Annotated in this window: 19 protein-coding genes and 1 other RNA gene; 5 read left to right on the top strand and 15 right to left on the bottom strand. The window is 67.7% G+C overall.

Translation table 11 applies throughout. From position 1 onward, the window contains the following. Window position 1 precedes the first annotated feature (1 nt). Window positions 2-1,267, top strand: a complete 1,266-nt coding sequence (gene purD, locus ACN0RJ_RS07215; RefSeq protein WP_417723831.1) for a phosphoribosylamine--glycine ligase — start codon at window positions 2-4, stop codon at window positions 1,265-1,267. A gap of 145 nt (window positions 1,268-1,412) precedes the next feature. Here purD and dps read toward each other — a convergent pair whose 3' ends face one another. The 3 genes from dps to mgtE all read right to left on the bottom strand — a co-directional run bounded on the left by dps (window position 1,413) and on the right by mgtE (window position 3,955). After that, window positions 1,413-1,898 carry a DNA starvation/stationary phase protection protein Dps gene (dps, locus tag ACN0RJ_RS07210; protein WP_417719891.1) on the bottom strand — a complete coding sequence of 162 codons (486 nt, stop codon included), beginning with the start codon at window positions 1,896-1,898 and terminating at the stop codon, window positions 1,413-1,415. Window positions 1,899-2,003: 105 nt separating this feature from the next. Next, complete coding sequence (locus ACN0RJ_RS07205; protein ID WP_417723830.1) at window positions 2,004-2,564, bottom strand: 5-formyltetrahydrofolate cyclo-ligase; 561 nt, start codon at window positions 2,562-2,564, stop codon at window positions 2,004-2,006. After that, window positions 2,561-3,955: a magnesium transporter gene (gene mgtE / locus ACN0RJ_RS07200; protein ID WP_417723829.1), complete on the bottom strand. Its 1,395-nt coding sequence runs from the start codon at window positions 3,953-3,955 to the stop codon at window positions 2,561-2,563. Before mgtE ends, ACN0RJ_RS07205 begins: the two co-directional genes overlap by 4 nt. A 121-nt stretch (window positions 3,956-4,076) precedes the next feature. Here mgtE and guaD point away from each other — a divergent pair, with 121 nt between their 5' ends. Beyond that, a complete protein-coding gene (guaD, locus tag ACN0RJ_RS07195) occupies window positions 4,077-5,372 on the top strand; it encodes a guanine deaminase (RefSeq protein ID WP_417723828.1) in 1,296 nt (431 codons plus the stop codon). A 6-nt stretch (window positions 5,373-5,378) separates the two neighbouring features. Here the strand turns inward: guaD and ACN0RJ_RS07190 are convergent, their stop codons facing one another. The 4 genes from ACN0RJ_RS07190 to ACN0RJ_RS07175 form a co-directional block, all read right to left on the bottom strand. Next, a complete protein-coding gene (locus tag ACN0RJ_RS07190; RefSeq protein WP_417719887.1) occupies window positions 5,379-5,876 on the bottom strand; it encodes a CAP domain-containing protein in 498 nt (165 codons plus the stop codon). Between the two features lie 59 nt (window positions 5,877-5,935). Further along, entirely contained in the window at window positions 5,936-7,276 is a 1,341-nt protein-coding gene (locus tag ACN0RJ_RS07185) for an 8-oxoguanine deaminase (protein ID WP_417719886.1), read from the bottom strand. An 87-nt stretch (window positions 7,277-7,363) separates the two neighbouring features. Then, on the bottom strand, window positions 7,364-8,161 hold the full coding sequence (gene hisN / locus ACN0RJ_RS07180) for a histidinol-phosphatase (protein WP_417719885.1): 798 nt from the start codon (window positions 8,159-8,161) through the stop codon (window positions 7,364-7,366). A gap of 55 nt (window positions 8,162-8,216) precedes the next feature. After that, the gene (locus tag ACN0RJ_RS07175; protein WP_417719884.1) at window positions 8,217-8,591 is read right to left on the bottom strand and encodes a helix-turn-helix domain-containing protein; all 375 of its coding nucleotides are present in this window, start codon (window positions 8,589-8,591) and stop codon (window positions 8,217-8,219) included. 271 nt (window positions 8,592-8,862) lie between these two features. On the opposite strand from ACN0RJ_RS07175, the gene ACN0RJ_RS07170 reads away from it, so the two are divergent. Continuing rightward, the gene (locus tag ACN0RJ_RS07170) at window positions 8,863-9,828 is read left to right on the top strand and encodes an NADPH:quinone oxidoreductase family protein (protein WP_417723827.1); all 966 of its coding nucleotides are present in this window, start codon (window positions 8,863-8,865) and stop codon (window positions 9,826-9,828) included. A gap of 9 nt (window positions 9,829-9,837) precedes the next feature. Here ACN0RJ_RS07170 and ACN0RJ_RS07165 read toward each other — a convergent pair whose 3' ends face one another. Beyond that, window positions 9,838-10,719 carry a LysR family transcriptional regulator gene (locus ACN0RJ_RS07165; protein WP_417723826.1) on the bottom strand — a complete coding sequence of 294 codons (882 nt, stop codon included), beginning with the start codon at window positions 10,717-10,719 and terminating at the stop codon, window positions 9,838-9,840. 125 nt (window positions 10,720-10,844) lie between these two features. Between ACN0RJ_RS07165 and ACN0RJ_RS07160 the strand changes: the two genes are divergently transcribed. Next, window positions 10,845-11,054, top strand: a complete 210-nt coding sequence (locus ACN0RJ_RS07160; protein WP_417719881.1) for a DUF1127 domain-containing protein — start codon at window positions 10,845-10,847, stop codon at window positions 11,052-11,054. Window positions 11,055-11,207: 153 nt separating this feature from the next. After that, window positions 11,208-11,954 (top strand): Bax inhibitor-1 family protein, encoded by a 747-nt coding sequence (locus ACN0RJ_RS07155; protein ID WP_417723825.1) that lies wholly within the window; start codon window positions 11,208-11,210, stop codon window positions 11,952-11,954. A gap of 68 nt (window positions 11,955-12,022) precedes the next feature. Here the strand turns inward: ACN0RJ_RS07155 and ACN0RJ_RS07150 are convergent, their stop codons facing one another. The 7 genes from ACN0RJ_RS07150 to ACN0RJ_RS07120 all read right to left on the bottom strand — a co-directional run bounded on the left by ACN0RJ_RS07150 (window position 12,023) and on the right by ACN0RJ_RS07120 (window position 16,911). Next, window positions 12,023-12,529 carry a GNAT family N-acetyltransferase gene (locus ACN0RJ_RS07150; RefSeq protein ID WP_417723824.1) on the bottom strand — a complete coding sequence of 169 codons (507 nt, stop codon included), beginning with the start codon at window positions 12,527-12,529 and terminating at the stop codon, window positions 12,023-12,025. After that, a complete protein-coding gene (locus tag ACN0RJ_RS07145) occupies window positions 12,526-12,972 on the bottom strand; it encodes an HIT family protein (RefSeq protein WP_417719878.1) in 447 nt (148 codons plus the stop codon). The genes ACN0RJ_RS07150 and ACN0RJ_RS07145 overlap by 4 nt, the downstream gene beginning before the upstream one ends. A 99-nt stretch (window positions 12,973-13,071) precedes the next feature. Next, entirely contained in the window at window positions 13,072-13,239 is a 168-nt protein-coding gene (gene rpmG / locus ACN0RJ_RS07140; RefSeq protein WP_073326311.1) for a 50S ribosomal protein L33, read from the bottom strand. 98 nt (window positions 13,240-13,337) lie between these two features. Beyond that, window positions 13,338-13,737, bottom strand: an RNA gene (gene rnpB, locus ACN0RJ_RS07135) — RNase P RNA component class A. A 152-nt stretch (window positions 13,738-13,889) separates the two neighbouring features. Further along, window positions 13,890-14,600 carry an alpha/beta fold hydrolase gene (locus ACN0RJ_RS07130; RefSeq protein ID WP_417719877.1) on the bottom strand — a complete coding sequence of 237 codons (711 nt, stop codon included), beginning with the start codon at window positions 14,598-14,600 and terminating at the stop codon, window positions 13,890-13,892. A gap of 160 nt (window positions 14,601-14,760) precedes the next feature. Continuing rightward, a complete protein-coding gene (locus ACN0RJ_RS07125) occupies window positions 14,761-15,798 on the bottom strand; it encodes an ABC transporter substrate-binding protein (protein WP_417723823.1) in 1,038 nt (345 codons plus the stop codon). Between the two features lie 3 nt (window positions 15,799-15,801). Continuing rightward, window positions 15,802-16,911 carry a LysM peptidoglycan-binding domain-containing protein gene (locus ACN0RJ_RS07120; protein ID WP_417723822.1) on the bottom strand — a complete coding sequence of 370 codons (1,110 nt, stop codon included), beginning with the start codon at window positions 16,909-16,911 and terminating at the stop codon, window positions 15,802-15,804. Window positions 16,912-16,919 lie beyond the last annotated feature (8 nt).

The following is a 16,919-nucleotide window of genomic DNA, read 5'->3' as shown; positions in this document are numbered from 1 at the left end:
CATGAACATCCTCATTCTCGGTGGCGGCGGGCGCGAACATGCGCTGGCCTGGGCGGTGATGCAGAACCCCAAGTGCGACAAGCTGATCGTGGCGCCGGGCAATGTCGGGATCGCCGAGATCGCGGAATGCGCGGCGCTGGATATCCTCGACGGTGGGGCGGTGGTGGAATTCGCCGGGGACAATGCCATCGACCTGGTGATCGTGGGGCCGGAGGCGCCGCTGGCGGCCGGGGTGGCGGACGTGTTGCGCGAGGAAGGCTATTCGGTCTTCGGACCCTCTGCCGCGGCGGCGCGGCTCGAGGCCTCCAAGAGCTTCACCAAGGAGATCTGCGACGCGGCGAAGGCCCCGACGGCGGCCTATGCGCATTTCACCGATGCCGCAGCGGCCAAGGCACATGTGCGCGCCGGGGGCGCTCCGCTGGTGGTCAAGGCCGACGGGCTGGCGGCGGGCAAGGGTGTGATCATCTGCGAGACCGTGGCCGAGGCGGAGGCGGCGCTGGACGACATGTTCGGCGGAGTGTTCGGCGGCGCCGGGGCCGAGGTGGTGATCGAGGAATTCATGACCGGGGAGGAAGCCTCGTTCTTCGTGCTGGTGGATGGCGAGGACGTGCTGCCGATCGGCACCGCGCAGGATCACAAGCGCGTCGGCGAAGGCGATACCGGCCCGAACACCGGCGGCATGGGGGCCTATTCCCCTGCCCCGGTGATGACCGACGCGATCACGCAGAAGGCGCTGGACGAGATCGTGCGCCCGACCATGGCCGAGATGGTACGGCGCGGGATGCCCTATTCCGGGGTGCTTTACGTCGGGCTGATGATCGAGAACGGCCAGCCACGGCTGGTGGAGTACAACGTCCGCTTCGGCGATCCCGAATGCCAGGTGCTGATGATGCGCCTCGGCGCGCAGGCGCTGGATCTCGTGCAGGCCTGCGCCGAGGGCCGGTTGGGCGAGGCGCGGGTGAGCTGGGCCGACGATCACGCGATGACGGTGGTGCTCGCGGCGGCGGGTTATCCCGGCGACTATGCCAAGGGCACGGTCATCGGCGGGCTGGACGGGCTGGCCGAGGATTCCTTTCACCAGATGTTCCATGCCGGCACGGTCGAGAAGGACGGGAAGGTGGTGGCGTCGGGCGGGCGGGTTCTGAACGCGACGGCGCGCGGGGCAACGCTGGCCGAGGCGCGCGCGCGTGCCTATGCGCTGGTCGATGCGGTGGATTGGCCCGAGGGCTTCTGCCGCCGGGACATCGGGTGGCGCGCCCTGCCCTGACAGGCATTTTGGGGTCCGAGAGTGAAAGCGGCGCCCCTTGCGGGGCGCCGGTCGGGGGCGCTGCCCCCGTCGCCTCCGGCGACTCCCCCGGGATATTTTCCAACCGGAGAATGGGGGGTGTCGGCGCGGAGGGAGAGAGTCGGTCTCAGGCGGCCTTCGGGCTGTTCGAGCCGATGAACCAGGCGTCCTTGTCCGCGGTGCGGCTGACTTCGGTGAAGAGGTCGGCGGTGTCTTCGTCGCCGGCTTCGCCCGCGGCCTCGATCGCCTTGCGCAGCTTGGCGCCGTAATCACCGAAGCGCTCGACCAGGGCTTCGATGTGGTCCTCGATCGCGATGATGTCGGCGGGATAGGGTGCGAGGCTGGAATTCGCGGCGGATTGCTGCAGCGTGCCCTGCGCCACGCCGCCGAGGATCACGGCGCGTTCGGCCATCAGGTCCGAGGCGTCGCGCAGGTGGTCGGCCACCTGGTCGAGCAGCTCGTGCACGCCGATGAAACCCGGCCCCTTGAGGTTCCAATGGGCCTGTTTCACCGCCTGCGTGAGGTCGACGGTGTCGGCCAGCCGGTCGTTCAGCAGGCCGATGACGTCCTTGCGGGCATTTTCGCTGAGATAGGTCACGAATGAGCGGGGCATGGTGTCTCCTTTCCGAATGTCGTTGCGGCAGGCGCGGGGACGCCGCCGTTTCCGGGGGGACAATGCACGGGGCGGGTTTTCGTTCCCTGCTCCGCCCGAGGGCGGTCAGGCGGGGGAGATCACGCCCCGCTCGGTCACGATCAGGTCGAGCGGCTGGTCCGTCGGCGCGGTCGGCAGGCTGTCGGCCTCCTGCGCGGCGAAGGCAAAGCCGATGGCATGGGTGGCGCGGCGGGCGCGCAGCTGCGCCAGCGTCCGGTCGTAGAAACCGCCGCCATAGCCGAGCCGTGCCCCGGCGCGGGTGAAGGCGACGAGCGGCACGATCAGGATCTCGGGCTCCATCCAGACCGGGCGGGCCGGGATGCGCGCGCCGAACGGGCCCTCGACCAGCGGTTTATCCGGCTCCCACAGGGCGAAGCGGAGGGGGTGGCCCGGCGCCTCGATCACCGGGATGCCGACCGGTCCGTGGGCGGCGGCTTCGGCCATGGCGGGGGTGGGGTCGATTTCGGTCCGGATCGGCATGTAGCCGGAGAGGGGCACGCCGCGATAGCCCGCAAGCACTTCGGACAGGTGCCCCGCCGCGGTGCCGGGATCGCTGCCATGGGCCGCCTTGCGCCGCGCGAAGGCGGCGGTGCGGGCGGCCTGCTTGGCCGCGTCGGGCGCGCTCACAGCAGCACCAGCACCGCGAGGCCGAGGAAGGCGAAGAAGCCGACCACGTCGGTGACCGTGGTCACGAAGGCGCCGGACGCCAGCGCCGGGTCGACCCCGAGCTTTTCGAGGATCACCGGCACGCCGATCCCCGCCAGCCCCGCAACCACGAGGTTGATGATCATGGCCGAGGCGATGACCGCGCCGAGATGCGCGGAGTCGAACCAGAACAGCCCGACCAGCCCCATGATGAGCGCGAAGGCCGCGCCGTTCACCAGCCCGACGAGCACCTCGCGGCGGATGATCCGCCAGACGTTGGACCCGGTGAGATCCTTCGTCGCCAGCGCCCGCACCGCGACGGTCAGCGCCTGGGTGCCGGCATTGCCGCCCATCGAGGCGACGATGGGCATGAGCACGGCCAGCGCCACCACGCGGGTGATCGCATCCTCGAACTGCGCGATGACCAGCGACGCGAGGACCGCCGTCACCAGATTCACCGCGAGCCACGGGAACCGCTGGCGCGTGGTTTCCAGCACGCTGTCGGAGAGGCGGCTTTCCTCGCCCACGCCGGCGAGGCGCAGGATGTCTTCCTCGTGTTCCTCGTCGAGCACGGCCATGGCGTCGTCGATGGTGATGACCCCGACCAGCCGGTCGTTTTCGTCCACCACGGGGGAGGAGATCAGGTGATACTGATTGAAGGCATAGGCGACCTCGCTCTCGGGCCGCGTCACCGGGATGACGTAGAAGGTATCCTCGGCGATGGATTTCAGCAGCACCTCGCGGCGCGAGGCCATGAGGCGGCCCAGGGTGACATTGCTGACCGGGCGCAGCTTCGGGTCGACCAGGATGATGTGGTAGAACTGCTCGGGCAGATCCTCGGTATTGCGCAGGTAGTCGATGGCCTCGCCCACGTTCCAGTGCTCGGGGGCCATGACCACCTCGCGCTGCATGAGGCGGCCGGCGGAATATTCCGGATAGGTGAGCGACTGTTCGACCGCGACCCGGTCGCTGTCTTCGAGGACGTCGAGAATCGCCTCCTGCTGGGCCTCGTCCAGATCCTCGAGCAGGTCGACCACATCGTCGGAATCCAGTTCCCGGACGGCGTCGGCCAGCACTTCCGGGTTGAGAAGGCGCATGACCTCCTCGCGGATGGGATCATCGAGTTCGGAGAGGATCTCGCCGTCGAATTCCTTGTCGTAGAGCTTGATCAGGCGCATCCGGTCGAAGGCGTTGATCTGCTCCAGAAGGTCGGCGATGTCGGCCGCGTGCAGCGGCTCCATCAGCTCGACCAGCTTTTCGCGGTCCCCCACGTCGACGGAATAGAGGATCGCCGCCACGGCCTTGCGGTCGAGCGCGTAGGAATTGTCGTCGGTATCGTCCTCGGGGGTCGCGATTTCGTCGGATTCTGTCATGCCTGCCCCGCTCTGTCTGCCGTTCGGGCAGAGATTAGGATATCGACGCGTGAAGCAACAGGGCACATTGCCTTGCAGCACAAAGGGAATCATCCTCGGATGACCGAACGGGAGGGTTGTCGTGAGCACGTTGCATCTGGGTCAGGTCATCAGTTTCGACGGCTCCCCCTTCGACCTGGGGCCCGATGCCGCATGGTACGAGCGGCGCGGCGCGATCCTGGTGGAAGATGGCCAAATCCTTTCCGTCGACAGGGCCGATGCCCTGCGCGCGGCGCATCCCTCGGCCGACATCGTCGACCATGGCGACCGGCTCATCCTGCCCGGCTTCGTCGATGCCCATGCCCATTATCCGCAGACCGCGATCATCGCGAGCTGGGGCAAGCGGCTGATCGACTGGCTGAACCACTACACCTTCCCGGAGGAGATGCGCTTTGGCGATCCCGCCCATGCCGAGGAGATCGCGGCGCGCTATCTCGATCTGCTCCTGGCGCATGGCACCACCTCCGTCTGCACCTTCTGCACCATTCACCCCGCCTCGGTGGAGGCGATCTTTGCGGCGGCCGAAGCGCGCGGGATGCGGATCTTTGCCGGCAAGACCTGCATGGACCGCGACACCGCGCCCGAGGAGCTGCGCGACACCGCGCAATCGGCCTATGACGACAGCCGCGCGCTGTTGCAGCGCTGGCATGGCAAGGGGCGCGCGGGCTATGTCATCACGCCGCGCTTTTCGCCCACCTCGACCCCGGAACAGCTCGAAGCGCTGGGGGCGCTCTGGGCGGAACACCCGGGCTGCCTGATGCAGACCCATCTGAGCGAGCAGACCGACGAAATCGCCTGGGTGAAATCGCTCTATCCGGAGGCGCGCGACTATCTCGACACCTACGAGGCGCACGGTCTGCTGGGGGCGGGCGGGCTTTACGGCCACGCGATCCATCTCGAACCGCGCGAGCGGGACCGGCTGAAGGAAGCGCGCGGCGCGCTGGTGCACTGCCCGACCTCGAACACCTTCATCGGATCGGGCCTGTTCGACATGGGCGGACTGACGAAGGAGGGGCAGATCGTCGGCCTTGCGACGGATACCGGCGGCGGGTCGTCGTTTTCGATGCTGCGCACCATGGCGGCCGCCTACGAGGTCGCCCAGTTGCGCCATCGCCCCCTGCACCCGAGCGAACTGCTCTGGCTGGCAACGCAGGGCTCGGCCGGCGCCCTGCGCGCGGATCACCGGATCGGCAACCTCGCCCCCGGGATGGAGGCCGATTTCACCGTGCTCGACCTCGCCTCGACCCCGGCCATCGCGCAGCGGGCCGCCCGTGCCGGTGACATCTGGGAGGCCTTGTTCCCGACGATCATGATGGGAGACGACAGGGCGATCGTCGCCACCTACGTGGCGGGGCGGCAGGCCTATCCCGCCGCCTGAAACGCCTTACCGCTTCTGGCCGACCACCAGCACCCAGTAGGGGCCGGACTTGGCCAGGCCGTATTCCTCGACATCGCGGCGCAGCATGTTCTTGCGGTGGGGGGGCGAGCCCTCCCAGATCTTGAGAACCCGGTCGAAGCCCTGCGCGGTCCAGGCGGCGTTTTCCGCCACGCGCCGCATCGGGTAGCCCGTGGCCTTGACCCGGCCGGAAATCTGGCTGCCGTCCGAGCCGCGATGGGTCAGCTTGCCCATGTTCGCGATGTCCCTGGCATGTTTGCGCGCCGCCGCTTCGAGCCGGGGCGACCGGCGCAGCTGGGGCAGGCCCTTCTGCGCCCGGAAGGCATTGAACGCCGAGCCGTAGGCCGAGGCATTGGCCGCCGGTGCCGAAACCGAGCTCAGACGCACGATCTCGCCCCGGGTCGCCACCTCCTGTACCGGGGCCTTCGTGCAGGCACCCGCGGTGCCAAGGGCCAGCAGGATGCCGGCCAGATACAATCTATTCATGATTCCGCTCGCCACATTATTTCTTCAGGTTGTATCCCCGGAAGTCTGGATACCACGAATCAAGGAATAAGCGACAATCTGGCCGCCAATGTGGTCTGGCGAGCAATCGTTTGCTCAAAGTTTATGGATGTGAGCAATCCGTCGCGTACGACCTGCCGCCCCTCGACGAAGAGGTGTTGAACTTTGGTCGGTCCTGCCAGAAGAAGCGCGGTTTTGTCCCAGCTTCCGGCGCTTTCGACCTGGTCGGTGTTCCAAAGGGCCAGATCCGCCCGCATCCCCGGCACCACCTGCCCGCAGTCGGTCCGTCCCAGCACTTCGGCCCCGCCCCGCGTGGCGATGCGCAGCGCCTCGCGCGCGCTCATGGCGTCGGCGCCGCTCTGCACCCGTTGCAGGAGCATCGCCATCCGCGCTTCGGCCATCAGCCCCGAGCCGTCGTTGCTGGCCGAACCGTCGACGCCGATCCCCACCTTCACCCCGGCGTCCCGCATCGCCCGCACCGGCGCGATCCCGGAGCCGAGACGGCAGTTCGAACAGGGGCAATGCGCCACCCCGGTGCCGGAGCGCGCAAAAAGGTCGATCTCCTGCCCGTCGAGTTTCACGCAATGCGCATGCCAGACGTCGGCGCCGGTCCAGCCCAGATCCTCGGCGTACTGACCGGGCCGGCAGCCGAATTTCGCAAGGGAATAGGCGATGTCCTCGTCATTTTCGGCCAGGTGGGTGTGCAGCATCACCCCCTTGTCGCGCGCCAGCAGGGCCGCGTCGCGCATCAGCTCGCGGCTGACCGAGAACGGCGAGCAGGGGGCGACGCCGACGCGGATCATCGCCCCGTCCGACGGGTCGTGAAAGGCGTCGATCACCCGGATGCAATCGTCGAGGATGGCGGATTCCGACTCGACCAGCGAATCCGGCGGCAGGCCGCCGTCGCTTTCGCCGATGCTCATCGCGCCGCGCGTGGCGTGGAACCGAAGCCCGATTTCGCGCGCGGCGTCGATGGTATCGTCGAGGCGCGCGCCGTTCGGAAACAGGTAGAGATGGTCCGAGGTCAGCGTGCAGCCGGAGAGCGCAAGCTCCGCGAGGCCGGTCAGGGCCGAGATCCGCATCTCCTCCGGGCCGAAGCGCGCCCAGATCGGGTAGAGCGTCCGCAGCCATCCGAACAGCAGGGCATCCTGACCGGCGGGCACCGCGCGGGTCAGGGTCTGGTAGAGATGGTGGTGGGTGTTGACGAGGCCGGGCGTCACCACGCAGGAGGCAGCCTCGACCACCTCGCCATCGCTCTGCAGCCCCTGCCCGACCGCCGCGATCACGCCGTCCCGCAGGAGGATGTCGCAATCGGCATGCTCCGTCCCGCGGTCGTCCATGGTCAGCACGGCGCGTGCGTTGCGGATCAGTGTCTCGGTCATCGGCCCCTCCCCTCGGCGTCAGGCCCGGTCAACCTGCCGTGCCTCCGGGTGAAAGAAAAGATGCCGCGCGGCGTTGCGGCGGCGGTGTCACCCGGCGAGCAGCGCAAGCGCCTCGGCGTGGATGTCCCGGTTCGCGGCGGCAAGGACCCGCCCGCCCTGGTGGGCCGGCCCGCCCTCCCAGTTGGTGACGATGCCGCCGGCGGCCTCGATCACCGCGATCGGGGCCTGAACGTCGTAGACATGCAGCCCGGCTTCGATCACCAGATCGACATGCCCGGCAGCGACCAGCGCATAGGCATAACAATCCATGCCGTAGCGGGTCAGCCGCGCCCGCTCCGACACGCGACTGAACGCGGTCCGGTCCTCGGGCGTGCCGATCTCGGGGAAGGTCGTGAACAGGATCGCCTCGCTCAGGGCGCGCGGCGGCCGGGTGCGCAGCGCTCCGCCACCATGCGGCCCGGTCCAGTCGGCCGCGCCGAGACCGCCGGTGAACCGCTCGCCGGTATAGGGCTGGTCGACGATTCCGTAGATCGGGCCGGTGTCATCGGACACCGCGATCAGCACCCCCCAGGTCGGCGTGCCGCTGAGAAATCCGCGCGTGCCGTCGATGGGATCGAGCACCCAGGTCAGGCCGCTCTGCCCCCGGGTCGTCCCGAATTCTTCGCCGAGAATCCCGTCCTCGGGCCGCCGAACTGCCAGAATTTTGCGCATCGCTTCTTCCGAGGCGCGGTCCGCCACGGTGACGGGATCGAATCCCGTGCTCTGCTTGTTGTCGGCAGAGAGGTCGACGCTGCGGAAATGGGGGAGAATCGCAACACGCGCGGCATCGGCCAGCGCGTGTGCAGTCGCCCGGATCTCCCGGGCCAGGGTATCGGTGATCTTCACGACGGCCACTCCGCTAAGCGTATCGCGGGCCGGTTACCCCGGCAGGCCACAGGGATCAAGCGACGTCGGACAGGACCCGCGCCAGTTCGAAGAGACGGCGGCGCTGATTTTCCGGAATCGCATAGTAGGAGCGCACGAGGTCCAGCGCTTCCTTGTCGCCGAGGATGTCGGCGGGCATGGCCGAGAGCGTCTCGGTCCCGGCTTCCTGTTCGTTTTCAATGCCCTCGAAGAAGAAGCTCACCGGCACTTCCAGCGCGTCCGCGATATCCCAGAGCCGGCTTGCGCTGACCCGGTTGGCGCCGGTTTCGTATTTCTGAATCTGCTGAAACTTGATACCGACCCGTTCCGCGAGTTGTTGTTGGGTCATTCCCACCAGCCACCGGCGATGCCGGACACGCTTGCCTACATGAACGTCTACTGGATGGGTCATTTTTATTTCCTTCTCAACTCGCCCCACGGCCGGAGCCACATTACCGCACGAGTGCCAAAATTGCACACGTATAATACCTGTTCAAGTTGCGGCGACGCTACATCGGATCGCGCGTCTGAATCAACCGGATTCAGCACTTCGCGCTGAACACAGTTAACAAAATACACCCCCAAGTTGTGTTTTCCGACGCCATGCGCGACAGAAGGTCGCGCGCAGGCATTTGACAATGCCGAAAAATTGCGCAGTTTCCCGAATGATCACGGGGGACCCCATGCGCGCATTTCATCTTTCCGACAGAACCACCGGCCCCGGCCTGGTCGACATCGCCGTTCCTGAGCCCGCCGAAGGGCAGATCCGCGTGAGAATCGAGGCCTGCGGTCTCAACTTCGCGGACCTGCTGATGATCGAGGGGCGCTACCAGGACACGCCCCCCCTGCCCTTCACGCTGGGGCTCGAAATCGCGGGCACCGTGGATGCGGCGGGGTCCGGGGTGACGGCCTTTGCTCCGGGCGACCGGGTGGCGGTCTTCGGCGGGCGCGACGGTCTGGCCGACTACGGCGTCTTCGATGCCAGCCGCGCCGTGCTGCTGCCCGAGGGGATGGATGCGGTCGACGCGGCCGCGTTCCAGATCGCCTACGGCACCAGCCACCTCGCGCTGGATCACCGGGCCCGCCTGCTGCCGGGCGAGACGCTGCTGGTGCTCGGGGCCGCCGGTGGCGTCGGGCTGACGGCGGTCGAGATCGGAAAGCTCATGGGCGCCCGCGTGGTGGCCTGCGCGCGCGGCGCCGACAAGCTGGAGGCGGCGCGCGATGCCGGGGCCGACCACCTGATCGACGCCAGCACGCAGGACATCCGAGACGAGATGAAGGCGCTCGGCGGGGCCGACGTGGTCTATGACCCGGTCGGGGGCGATCAGTTCGACGCGGCCTTCCGCGCCTGCCGCCCCGAGGCGCGCCTGCTCACCATCGGCTTCGCCTCGGGCACCGTGCCGCAGATCAAGGCCAATCACATGCTGGTCAAGAACCTGACCGTGATGGGCCTCTACTGGGGCGGCTACCTGGGCTTCCGCCCCGAGATCCTCACCGGGTCGCTCGCCACGCTGTTCCGATGGCATTCCGAAGGCCGCATCCGCCCCCATGTCAGCCATGTGCTGCCGCTGGACCGGGTCGAGGAGGGCCTTGCCCTGCTGCGAGACCGCAAGTCCACCGGCAAGGTTGTGATCCGCCTGACCGACTGAGCCGCACCGCTACTGCGCGGCCAGTTCGCTCGTCACGCCGTGGCGCTGTGCGGCGAACTCGGCGCGCAGGAACTGCACCAGCGGCTCCACGATCTGCGGCCGCGCGCCCCCGGCGTAGAGGTTGACCTTCTGCACCCCGAGATCCGGCAGCCCGGCATTCGCGGGGATCAGCTCGTATTGCGGCGGGGCATGGCCTTCGAGCACGGCGGTCACGGCGAGATCGGCGGTCACCGCAACCTCGACCGCGCGGTCGCTTTCCGAGTTCAGCGCCAGTTCCCATTCCAGCCCGAAGGCCTCCAGCGCCTCGATCGACCGCGGCCGGAAGGCGCAATGGCTGCAGAAGGCGACCTTGAGCGGGAAGGATTTCCACGTCAGCCCGCCCGGCGCGCCGTACCAGCGCAGCGGCACCTCCAGAAGCTCCTCTCCGCCCCCGCCGGCATGGGGTTCGGTCGTCAGGATCACGTCCGCGGCCCCCTTGGCGAAGATCGCCTTCAGATCCTTGGTGTAGGAACTGAGGAGCGAGATCTTCACCCGCGGGAAATCGCGCTGCATCAGGCGCATCACGCGCGGAATCACCGGGTAGATGATGTCATGCGGCACGCCCAGCACCACCTCGCCTTCCCAGTCCTGCTGGGTCAGGCGGGCATAGACCTCGTCATTGAGCTCGATCATGCGGCGGGCATATTTCAGCAATTGCTCGCCCGCAGGCGTGAGCGCGACGCCCCGCCCCGTGCGGTCGAGAACCGGCAGGCCGAGCATCTCCTCCAGCCGCTTGAGCTGCATCGAGACGGCGGATTGCGTCAGGTTGAGAAAACCCGCCGCGCGCGTTACCCCGCCCGCATCCGCGACCGCCACGAACGATCGCAGCGTGGTGATGTCCAGATTCCGCATTCATCAACCCTCGTGATGTGTGAGTTCAGTAACATTCGTTTTACAGATACGTGCTGCTCCAGCATATCTATCACACGAAACGATGCAAACACGGAAAACCATCAGGATATGTGAAGGAACACATCATGAGCCTCTATGCCGCCCTCCCCCGCTATCACGCCCCCCGCCGTCCGCTCCTGTCGCGGTTGCTGAGCCTGACCGGCCTCGCCCGCCAGCGCCGCCATCTCGCACAGCTCGACGACCACCTGCTCGCGGACCTGGGGATCACCCGGAGCGAGGCGCAGCGCGAGGCCGGACGGCCGTTCTGGGACGCGCCGCGGCACTGGACGCTCTGATTTCCCCGCCTCCGGACCGGCCCGGCGCGACCCGGGCCGGTTTTCGCGCGGAAACAGCGCGTTTCTTGCGGTCAACTTCTTGAATTGCGCGCCACCTCTGCCAATATCGAGAGAGACTTTTATCCGACCCCACGGGACCATTTGGAGGCTTGAATGGCAGAGTACAGAACGATCCGGACCGCCGGCAGTGTTTCCGGCGCCCGCGCGGGCCAGATCGACGCAGGGCTCCGCGCCCACATGAACAAGGTTTACGGCACGATGTCCGTCGGCATGTTGCTGACCTTCCTCGTTGCCTGGGCCGTCGGTTCGAACGACCAGCTTCTCGGGATCTTCCGCGATCCGATGACCCTGCAGCCGAACATCCTCGGCTGGATCGTCATGTTCGCCCCGCTGATCATGGTCTTCGCCTTCAGCGCGGCCCTGAACCGCATTTCCGCCGCAGCCGCACAGCTGTTCTTCTACGGCTTCGCCGCCGTGATGGGCCTGTCGCTCAGCTGGATCTTCGTGGCCTTCACCGGCTTCTCCATCGCGCAGGTCTTCCTGGTGACCTCGATCGCCTTCGCGGGCCTGTCGCTCTGGGGCTACACCACGAAGAAGGACATCTCCGGCTGGGGTACCTTCCTGATCATGGGCGTGATCGGCATCCTGGTCGCCTCGATCGTCAACATCTTCCTCGGATCGCCCGCGATCGCCTTCGCGATCTCGATCCTCGGTGTGCTGATCTTCGCCGGCCTGACCGCCTACGACACCCAGAACATCAAGAACACCTACCTCCAGCACGCGGCGCATGGTGACAGCGAGTGGCTGGGCAAGGCCGCCATCATGGGCGCGCTGCAGCTCTACCTCGACTTCATCAACATGTTCATGTTCCTGCTCCAGCTTTTCGGCAATCGCGAATAAGCCCGCAGGCAACGACACGAGGGAAGGGCCGGTCCGCAGGGACCGGCCTTTTTCTTTTGGCCCGCGCCTCAGAGGTCGAGGACCATCGGCACCAGCGGCATCTCGATGCCGGGGCGCAGGGTGGCGACCACCTCGGCGCCCGCGGCAAACCCTCCGGCACGGTAGAACGGCACCGCCGTGCGCGTCGCGGCCGCGTGGACACGGCCCACGCCCTGCCCCGACATGTCGTCCAGCAGGAAGCGCAGAAGGCCGCCCCCCACCCCCTGCCGCACCATGTCCGGGTCCACCGCCACGTGGCGCAGATGCGCCTCTCCGGGCCTCGCAGGGCCGCCTCCGGGCGGGGCGAAGGTCCAGCCGCCGCAGCCCGCCAGCCGCCCTGCGGCAAAGGCGCCGTGGTAGCGGCCCGAGCGGATCAGCGCGGGCTGGGCGCGGGCCAGCAGCGGCATGACGGTGACCATGACCGAGGGCGGGTAATCCGCCCTCAGCAGCCGCGAATAGCTGCGCGTCAGAAGATCGTCGAGGGCCGGGATGTCCTGCATCTCTGCCGGGCGGAAGGTCACGACGCGCGCCGTCACAGCGCATCCTCCGTCAGGCGCGCGCGCAGACGTCCCGCCACCTCGGCGATCTCTCCCTGCGGGGCGCGGGGCGGCGGCGCAAAGGGCACCTCATCGAGCGGAATGTACCGGCGCGAGGTGATGTCGCCCGGCTCCACCAACGGCACGAGATGGACGTGCACATGCGCCACGTCGGTGCCGGTGATGACGAAGCCCACCCGCGCGACGCCGTATTCGGATTTCAGCAGCCGCGCCATGCGCTGCCCGAGCCGCATCAGCCCTCCCGCCAGCGGCGCGGGCAGATCCTCGAAACAGGCATGGTGCGCGCGCGGCAGGATCAGCAGATGCCCCGGCCGGATCGGCGCCTGGTCCGCGATGACGAGATGCGTCCGGCTTTCGAACACCGCATGCGCCGGGCTCAGCCCGCGCGCGATGTCGCAGAAAAGGCAATCGTTGTGAAACATGGCCGGCTCCTCTCCACCGGCTCGAGCGGGTCCCCGGACGCGAAAAGGCCGCCCGGGTAGATCCCGCGCGGCCAAATCACTGTCCCTGAGTGGGAAGGCTTACTTGATCTTGCCTTCCTTGTACTCGACGTGCTTGCGCGCGACCGGGTCGTACTTTCGTACGGCCATCTTCTCGGTCATGGTGCGGGCGTTCTTCTTGGTCACGTAGAAATGGCCCGTGCCCGCGGACGAGTTCAGGCGGATCTTGATGGTGGTCGGCTTCGCCATGTGTCTTCTCCTGCAACGGGGGCGTGGCCGCCCGTGAAATCCTTGAAGCCCGCCTTTTACCCAACCCGGCCCCCGAGTCAACGGGGGCAATGGAAAAAACGCGTGGTGAGCCTGTAAGCCGGATTCTGTCCCGGGCGGGTTTCCCCGCCCATGGGCGACCATTCCTCTGGGCCCGCGCGTTGCCGCGCAGGCTCGATGCTGCCAACCCGGACCCCTCGGGCTGAAACGGCCCTGCGGCGATATCGCCGAAGCGATCATGCCCCGCGCGGGGTCCCTATTTGGCATTGCTCCCGGTGGGGCTTGCCATGCGGGTCCTGTTGCCAGTCCCCCGGTGGGCTCTTGCCCCACCGTTTCACCCTTGCCGCCCCGGAGGACGGCGGTCTGTTCTCTGTGGCGCTCTCCGTCGGGTTGCCCCGCCCGGGCGTTACCCGGCACCGGCGTTTCAGCGAGTCCGGACTTTCCTCTGCCCCGAAGGTCAGCGGCCGCCCGGCCCACCACGCCGCGCCGACATAGGCCCCCCCGTGGCGGCGGTCAATGATTCCGATGCCGCGCGCGACACAGCCCGGCCGCCGGGACGGCGTGTCATGCCGACACGGGCACCACGAAGCAGCGCGCCGAAGGCGCACCGCCGGATCGGGCTACCGCCGGGGTCAGCGCAGCAGGAAGGGCGCGCGCAGCCATTCGCGGATGGCATCGCTCACCGCATCGGGGTTTTCCAGCACCGGCAGGTGCCCGGCCCCCGCAATCACCCGCAATTCGGCCTGGGGGATCAGCTCCGCCATGAAGGCATGGCGTTTCTCGGGATAGAGCGTGTCGGCCTCGCCGCAAAGAACGGTGACCGGTGCGCGCACCTTGCGCAGCATCGCCTGCTGGTCGCGCCGCCGCTGCAGGGCGCGGACCTGCCGCACCAGCACCTCGATGCCGAGCCCCTGCGCCATCTCCTCGACCATCGCCTGGATCTCGCGCCGGTAGGGCCCCGGCGCCAGCGATTCCGGCGGCAGCAGCCCGGCCACCGCCTCGTTGAACCGTCCGGCCCGCGCCTTGATGATGACCGGGTCCCGCTCCGCCGCCTGCGCCGGCGTGTCGGCCAGCGGCGACGTGTCCATGAGCATCATGCGGGTGACCCGGTCCGGTGCGCGGCGCTGGATCTCCATCGCCACCATCCCGCCCAGTCCCAGCCCCGCGAGCGCGCAGCGCCGCGGCAGGGAATCCAGCAATCCCGAGGCGATCTCCTCGACCCGTTCGCCAAGGTGGATCGGTGCCACCATCACCGCCGTCTCGCGCGAGAATTCGGCGATCTGCGGGCCGAACAGCCGGGCGTCGCACAGCACTTCGGGCAGGAAGACCAGCGGCTCAGCCACGCGCCGGTTCCCGACTCTTCGAATGCCCCGTGCGGGAACCTGACATCGCCTGCCTCTGCTCGTTTCTGCTCCCGGTCCGAATCGTATCAGACCGCGCGGCGAGCGAAAGGCGGAAATCCGCCCCGCGCGGGGTCTTGCCTTTCCGCGCGGGACGGGGCGCTCAATTCACCTTCATGCGGTCCCAGAAGATCCCCAGATGCTTCGAGACGATCTGCGCATAGCGGTCGCTTTCCCGCAGCGCCGCCAGACCGGCGTTGAAGCGGTAGAGAAAGGTCGTCCCGCGCCAGTGCTTCTTCGAGATGATCACGTGCAGCCCCTCGACTGCCAGCGGCGTGTCCAGCGGCACCACTTTGCCGCGCAGCCCCATGGCGTCGATCTTCTCGGCCCCGAGGAAGACGTTCACCGTCACCGCGTCCACCTCGCCGCGCATCAGCGCCTCGAAACAGGCCTCCGGCGTGGCGGGCTGCACAAGCGTGACAAGCCCGCGCGACAACCATTCCCGGCCCGCCCGGTCGAGATCGTGGGTGAAGTAGCCCTTGGGACGGCACAGCACCTTGCCGAGGATGTCGTCATCGCTGTCATAGACCAGGCCGGAACCGGATTGCGTGAACAGCAGCACCAGGACCTCGACCAGCGGATCGGAGAAATGGAAGTTCGCGCAGCGGTCGTTGTCCGGCGTCGCCGCGCAATCCGGCTTCAGCCAGGGAAAGCCCATGTCGTAGGTCTTGCTGTCCAGCAGCGGAAACAGGTGCTGAGACCAGTCGTTTTCCCAGGTGATCGAATAGGGCACGGGCGACGGCGCCATCTCGAGCGCGGCATTCACCAATTCCGTGACCATGCCCTGACCCGGCCAGCTCTGATCGGTAAAGGGCGCGTAATCGCCCCCCGTCAGCAGCTTCATCTCGGCATCGTCCTGGTGCAGCGGCGTCGCGTCCGCCTCCTGCGAGCCCGGCTCGCAGGGCAGCAGCAGGCGGTCGCCCTCGGCCACCTGGAACACCTGCTGCTGCAGGAAGGCCTGGTTGGCGTAGTAGATCAGCGTCCACTTTTCCGGATCGCCGTAGGTTTCCGCTGCGATGGTAAAGACGGTCTCCCCCGCCTTCACCACGTGATCGGTCGGGGTGCAGGCCTCGGCACGCGCCCCGCCGAGCGCCAGCGCGGCCAACAGGCCGAGCGCGGCGGCAAGTCTCCCCCCCGCCATCGCTTACAGGCCCGCCCAGATGCTGGACATGTGCTTGTCGAGCACCCGCAGGTATTCGCCGCTCTCCCGGATCGAGGCGAGCCCGTCGTTGAAGGCCGCGATGATCTCCTCCGCCCGGGGGTTCGACCGATGGGCAACCACGTGCAGCCCCTCGATCGACAGCGGCCGCTTCAGCATGATCTCGACCCTGTCGGACAGGCCCATGTCCTTCAGCACCACCCGCCCGGTGAATTCGTTGAGCGCGACCGCATCGGCGGTGCCGTCCTCGAGCCGGCGAAAGCACTCCTCCGAGGTCGGCGGCTGCATCAGCATCGCGCCCGCCTCGGCCAGAAGCCCCTGCCCCGGACCCTCCAGCGCCGCCCGCTGGTAGCCGCGCGGAGAGCAGATCCGCAGCCCCGCGAGATCGGCATTGCCGTCGAACCGGATCGGCCGGTCCTTCGCGGTGAACAGCACGATCAGCATCTCGAACATCGGGTCCGAATAGACGTAATCGCTGCAGAGCGGGGTGTCCGGCGCGGCCGCGCAATCGGGCTTCTTCCAGGGAAAGGCAAGATCGACCATGCCTTCGGAGAGCATCGGGTCCAGATGCACCGAGCGGTCGTTGACCCAGTGGAACTTGTGCAGCCCGACGTCATCGGTCGCCACGAAGGCCCGGTTGACGATGTCCGTGATCAGCCCCGAGCTCATCTGCAGGCGGTTGGTGAAGGGGCGGAAATCGTCGCCCGCCACCAGCGTGACATCGACCCCGGCCCGGCGCCGCGCACTGGCCGCTTGCCGGTCCGCGAGCTGCGCCCCGGCGGTCTGCGGCGCGGCATCGGCCAGCGCGGCGTCGCTCAGCGGCTGTCCGCCCTCCAGCCCCAGCGGCAGGCCCGAGATGCAGGGCATCCGGTAGACCTGACCCACGCGGATCGCATCCGGGCTGCTGATCTCGTCGATGTTGTTGCGATAGATGGCGGTCCACATGCCGACATCCTTGTAGAGCCGGTCCGCGATCAGCGACAGGGAATCCCCCGCCCGAACCCGGTAGATACCGCCGCAGGTCTCCTCGGCCGCGACGGAAATGGCGCTTGCGGCCAGGATACCCGCCGCCAGCGCGCAAACGCGTGTCATCATCTTGTCTG

The sequence above is a fragment of the Salipiger sp. genome (assembly GCF_048261495.1).
In the GTDB taxonomy this organism is placed as follows: Bacteria; Pseudomonadota; Alphaproteobacteria; order Rhodobacterales; family Rhodobacteraceae; genus Salipiger.
The sequence above is the reverse complement of the archived record's forward strand: the minus strand, read 5'-3'. Positions and strand labels throughout refer to the sequence as shown.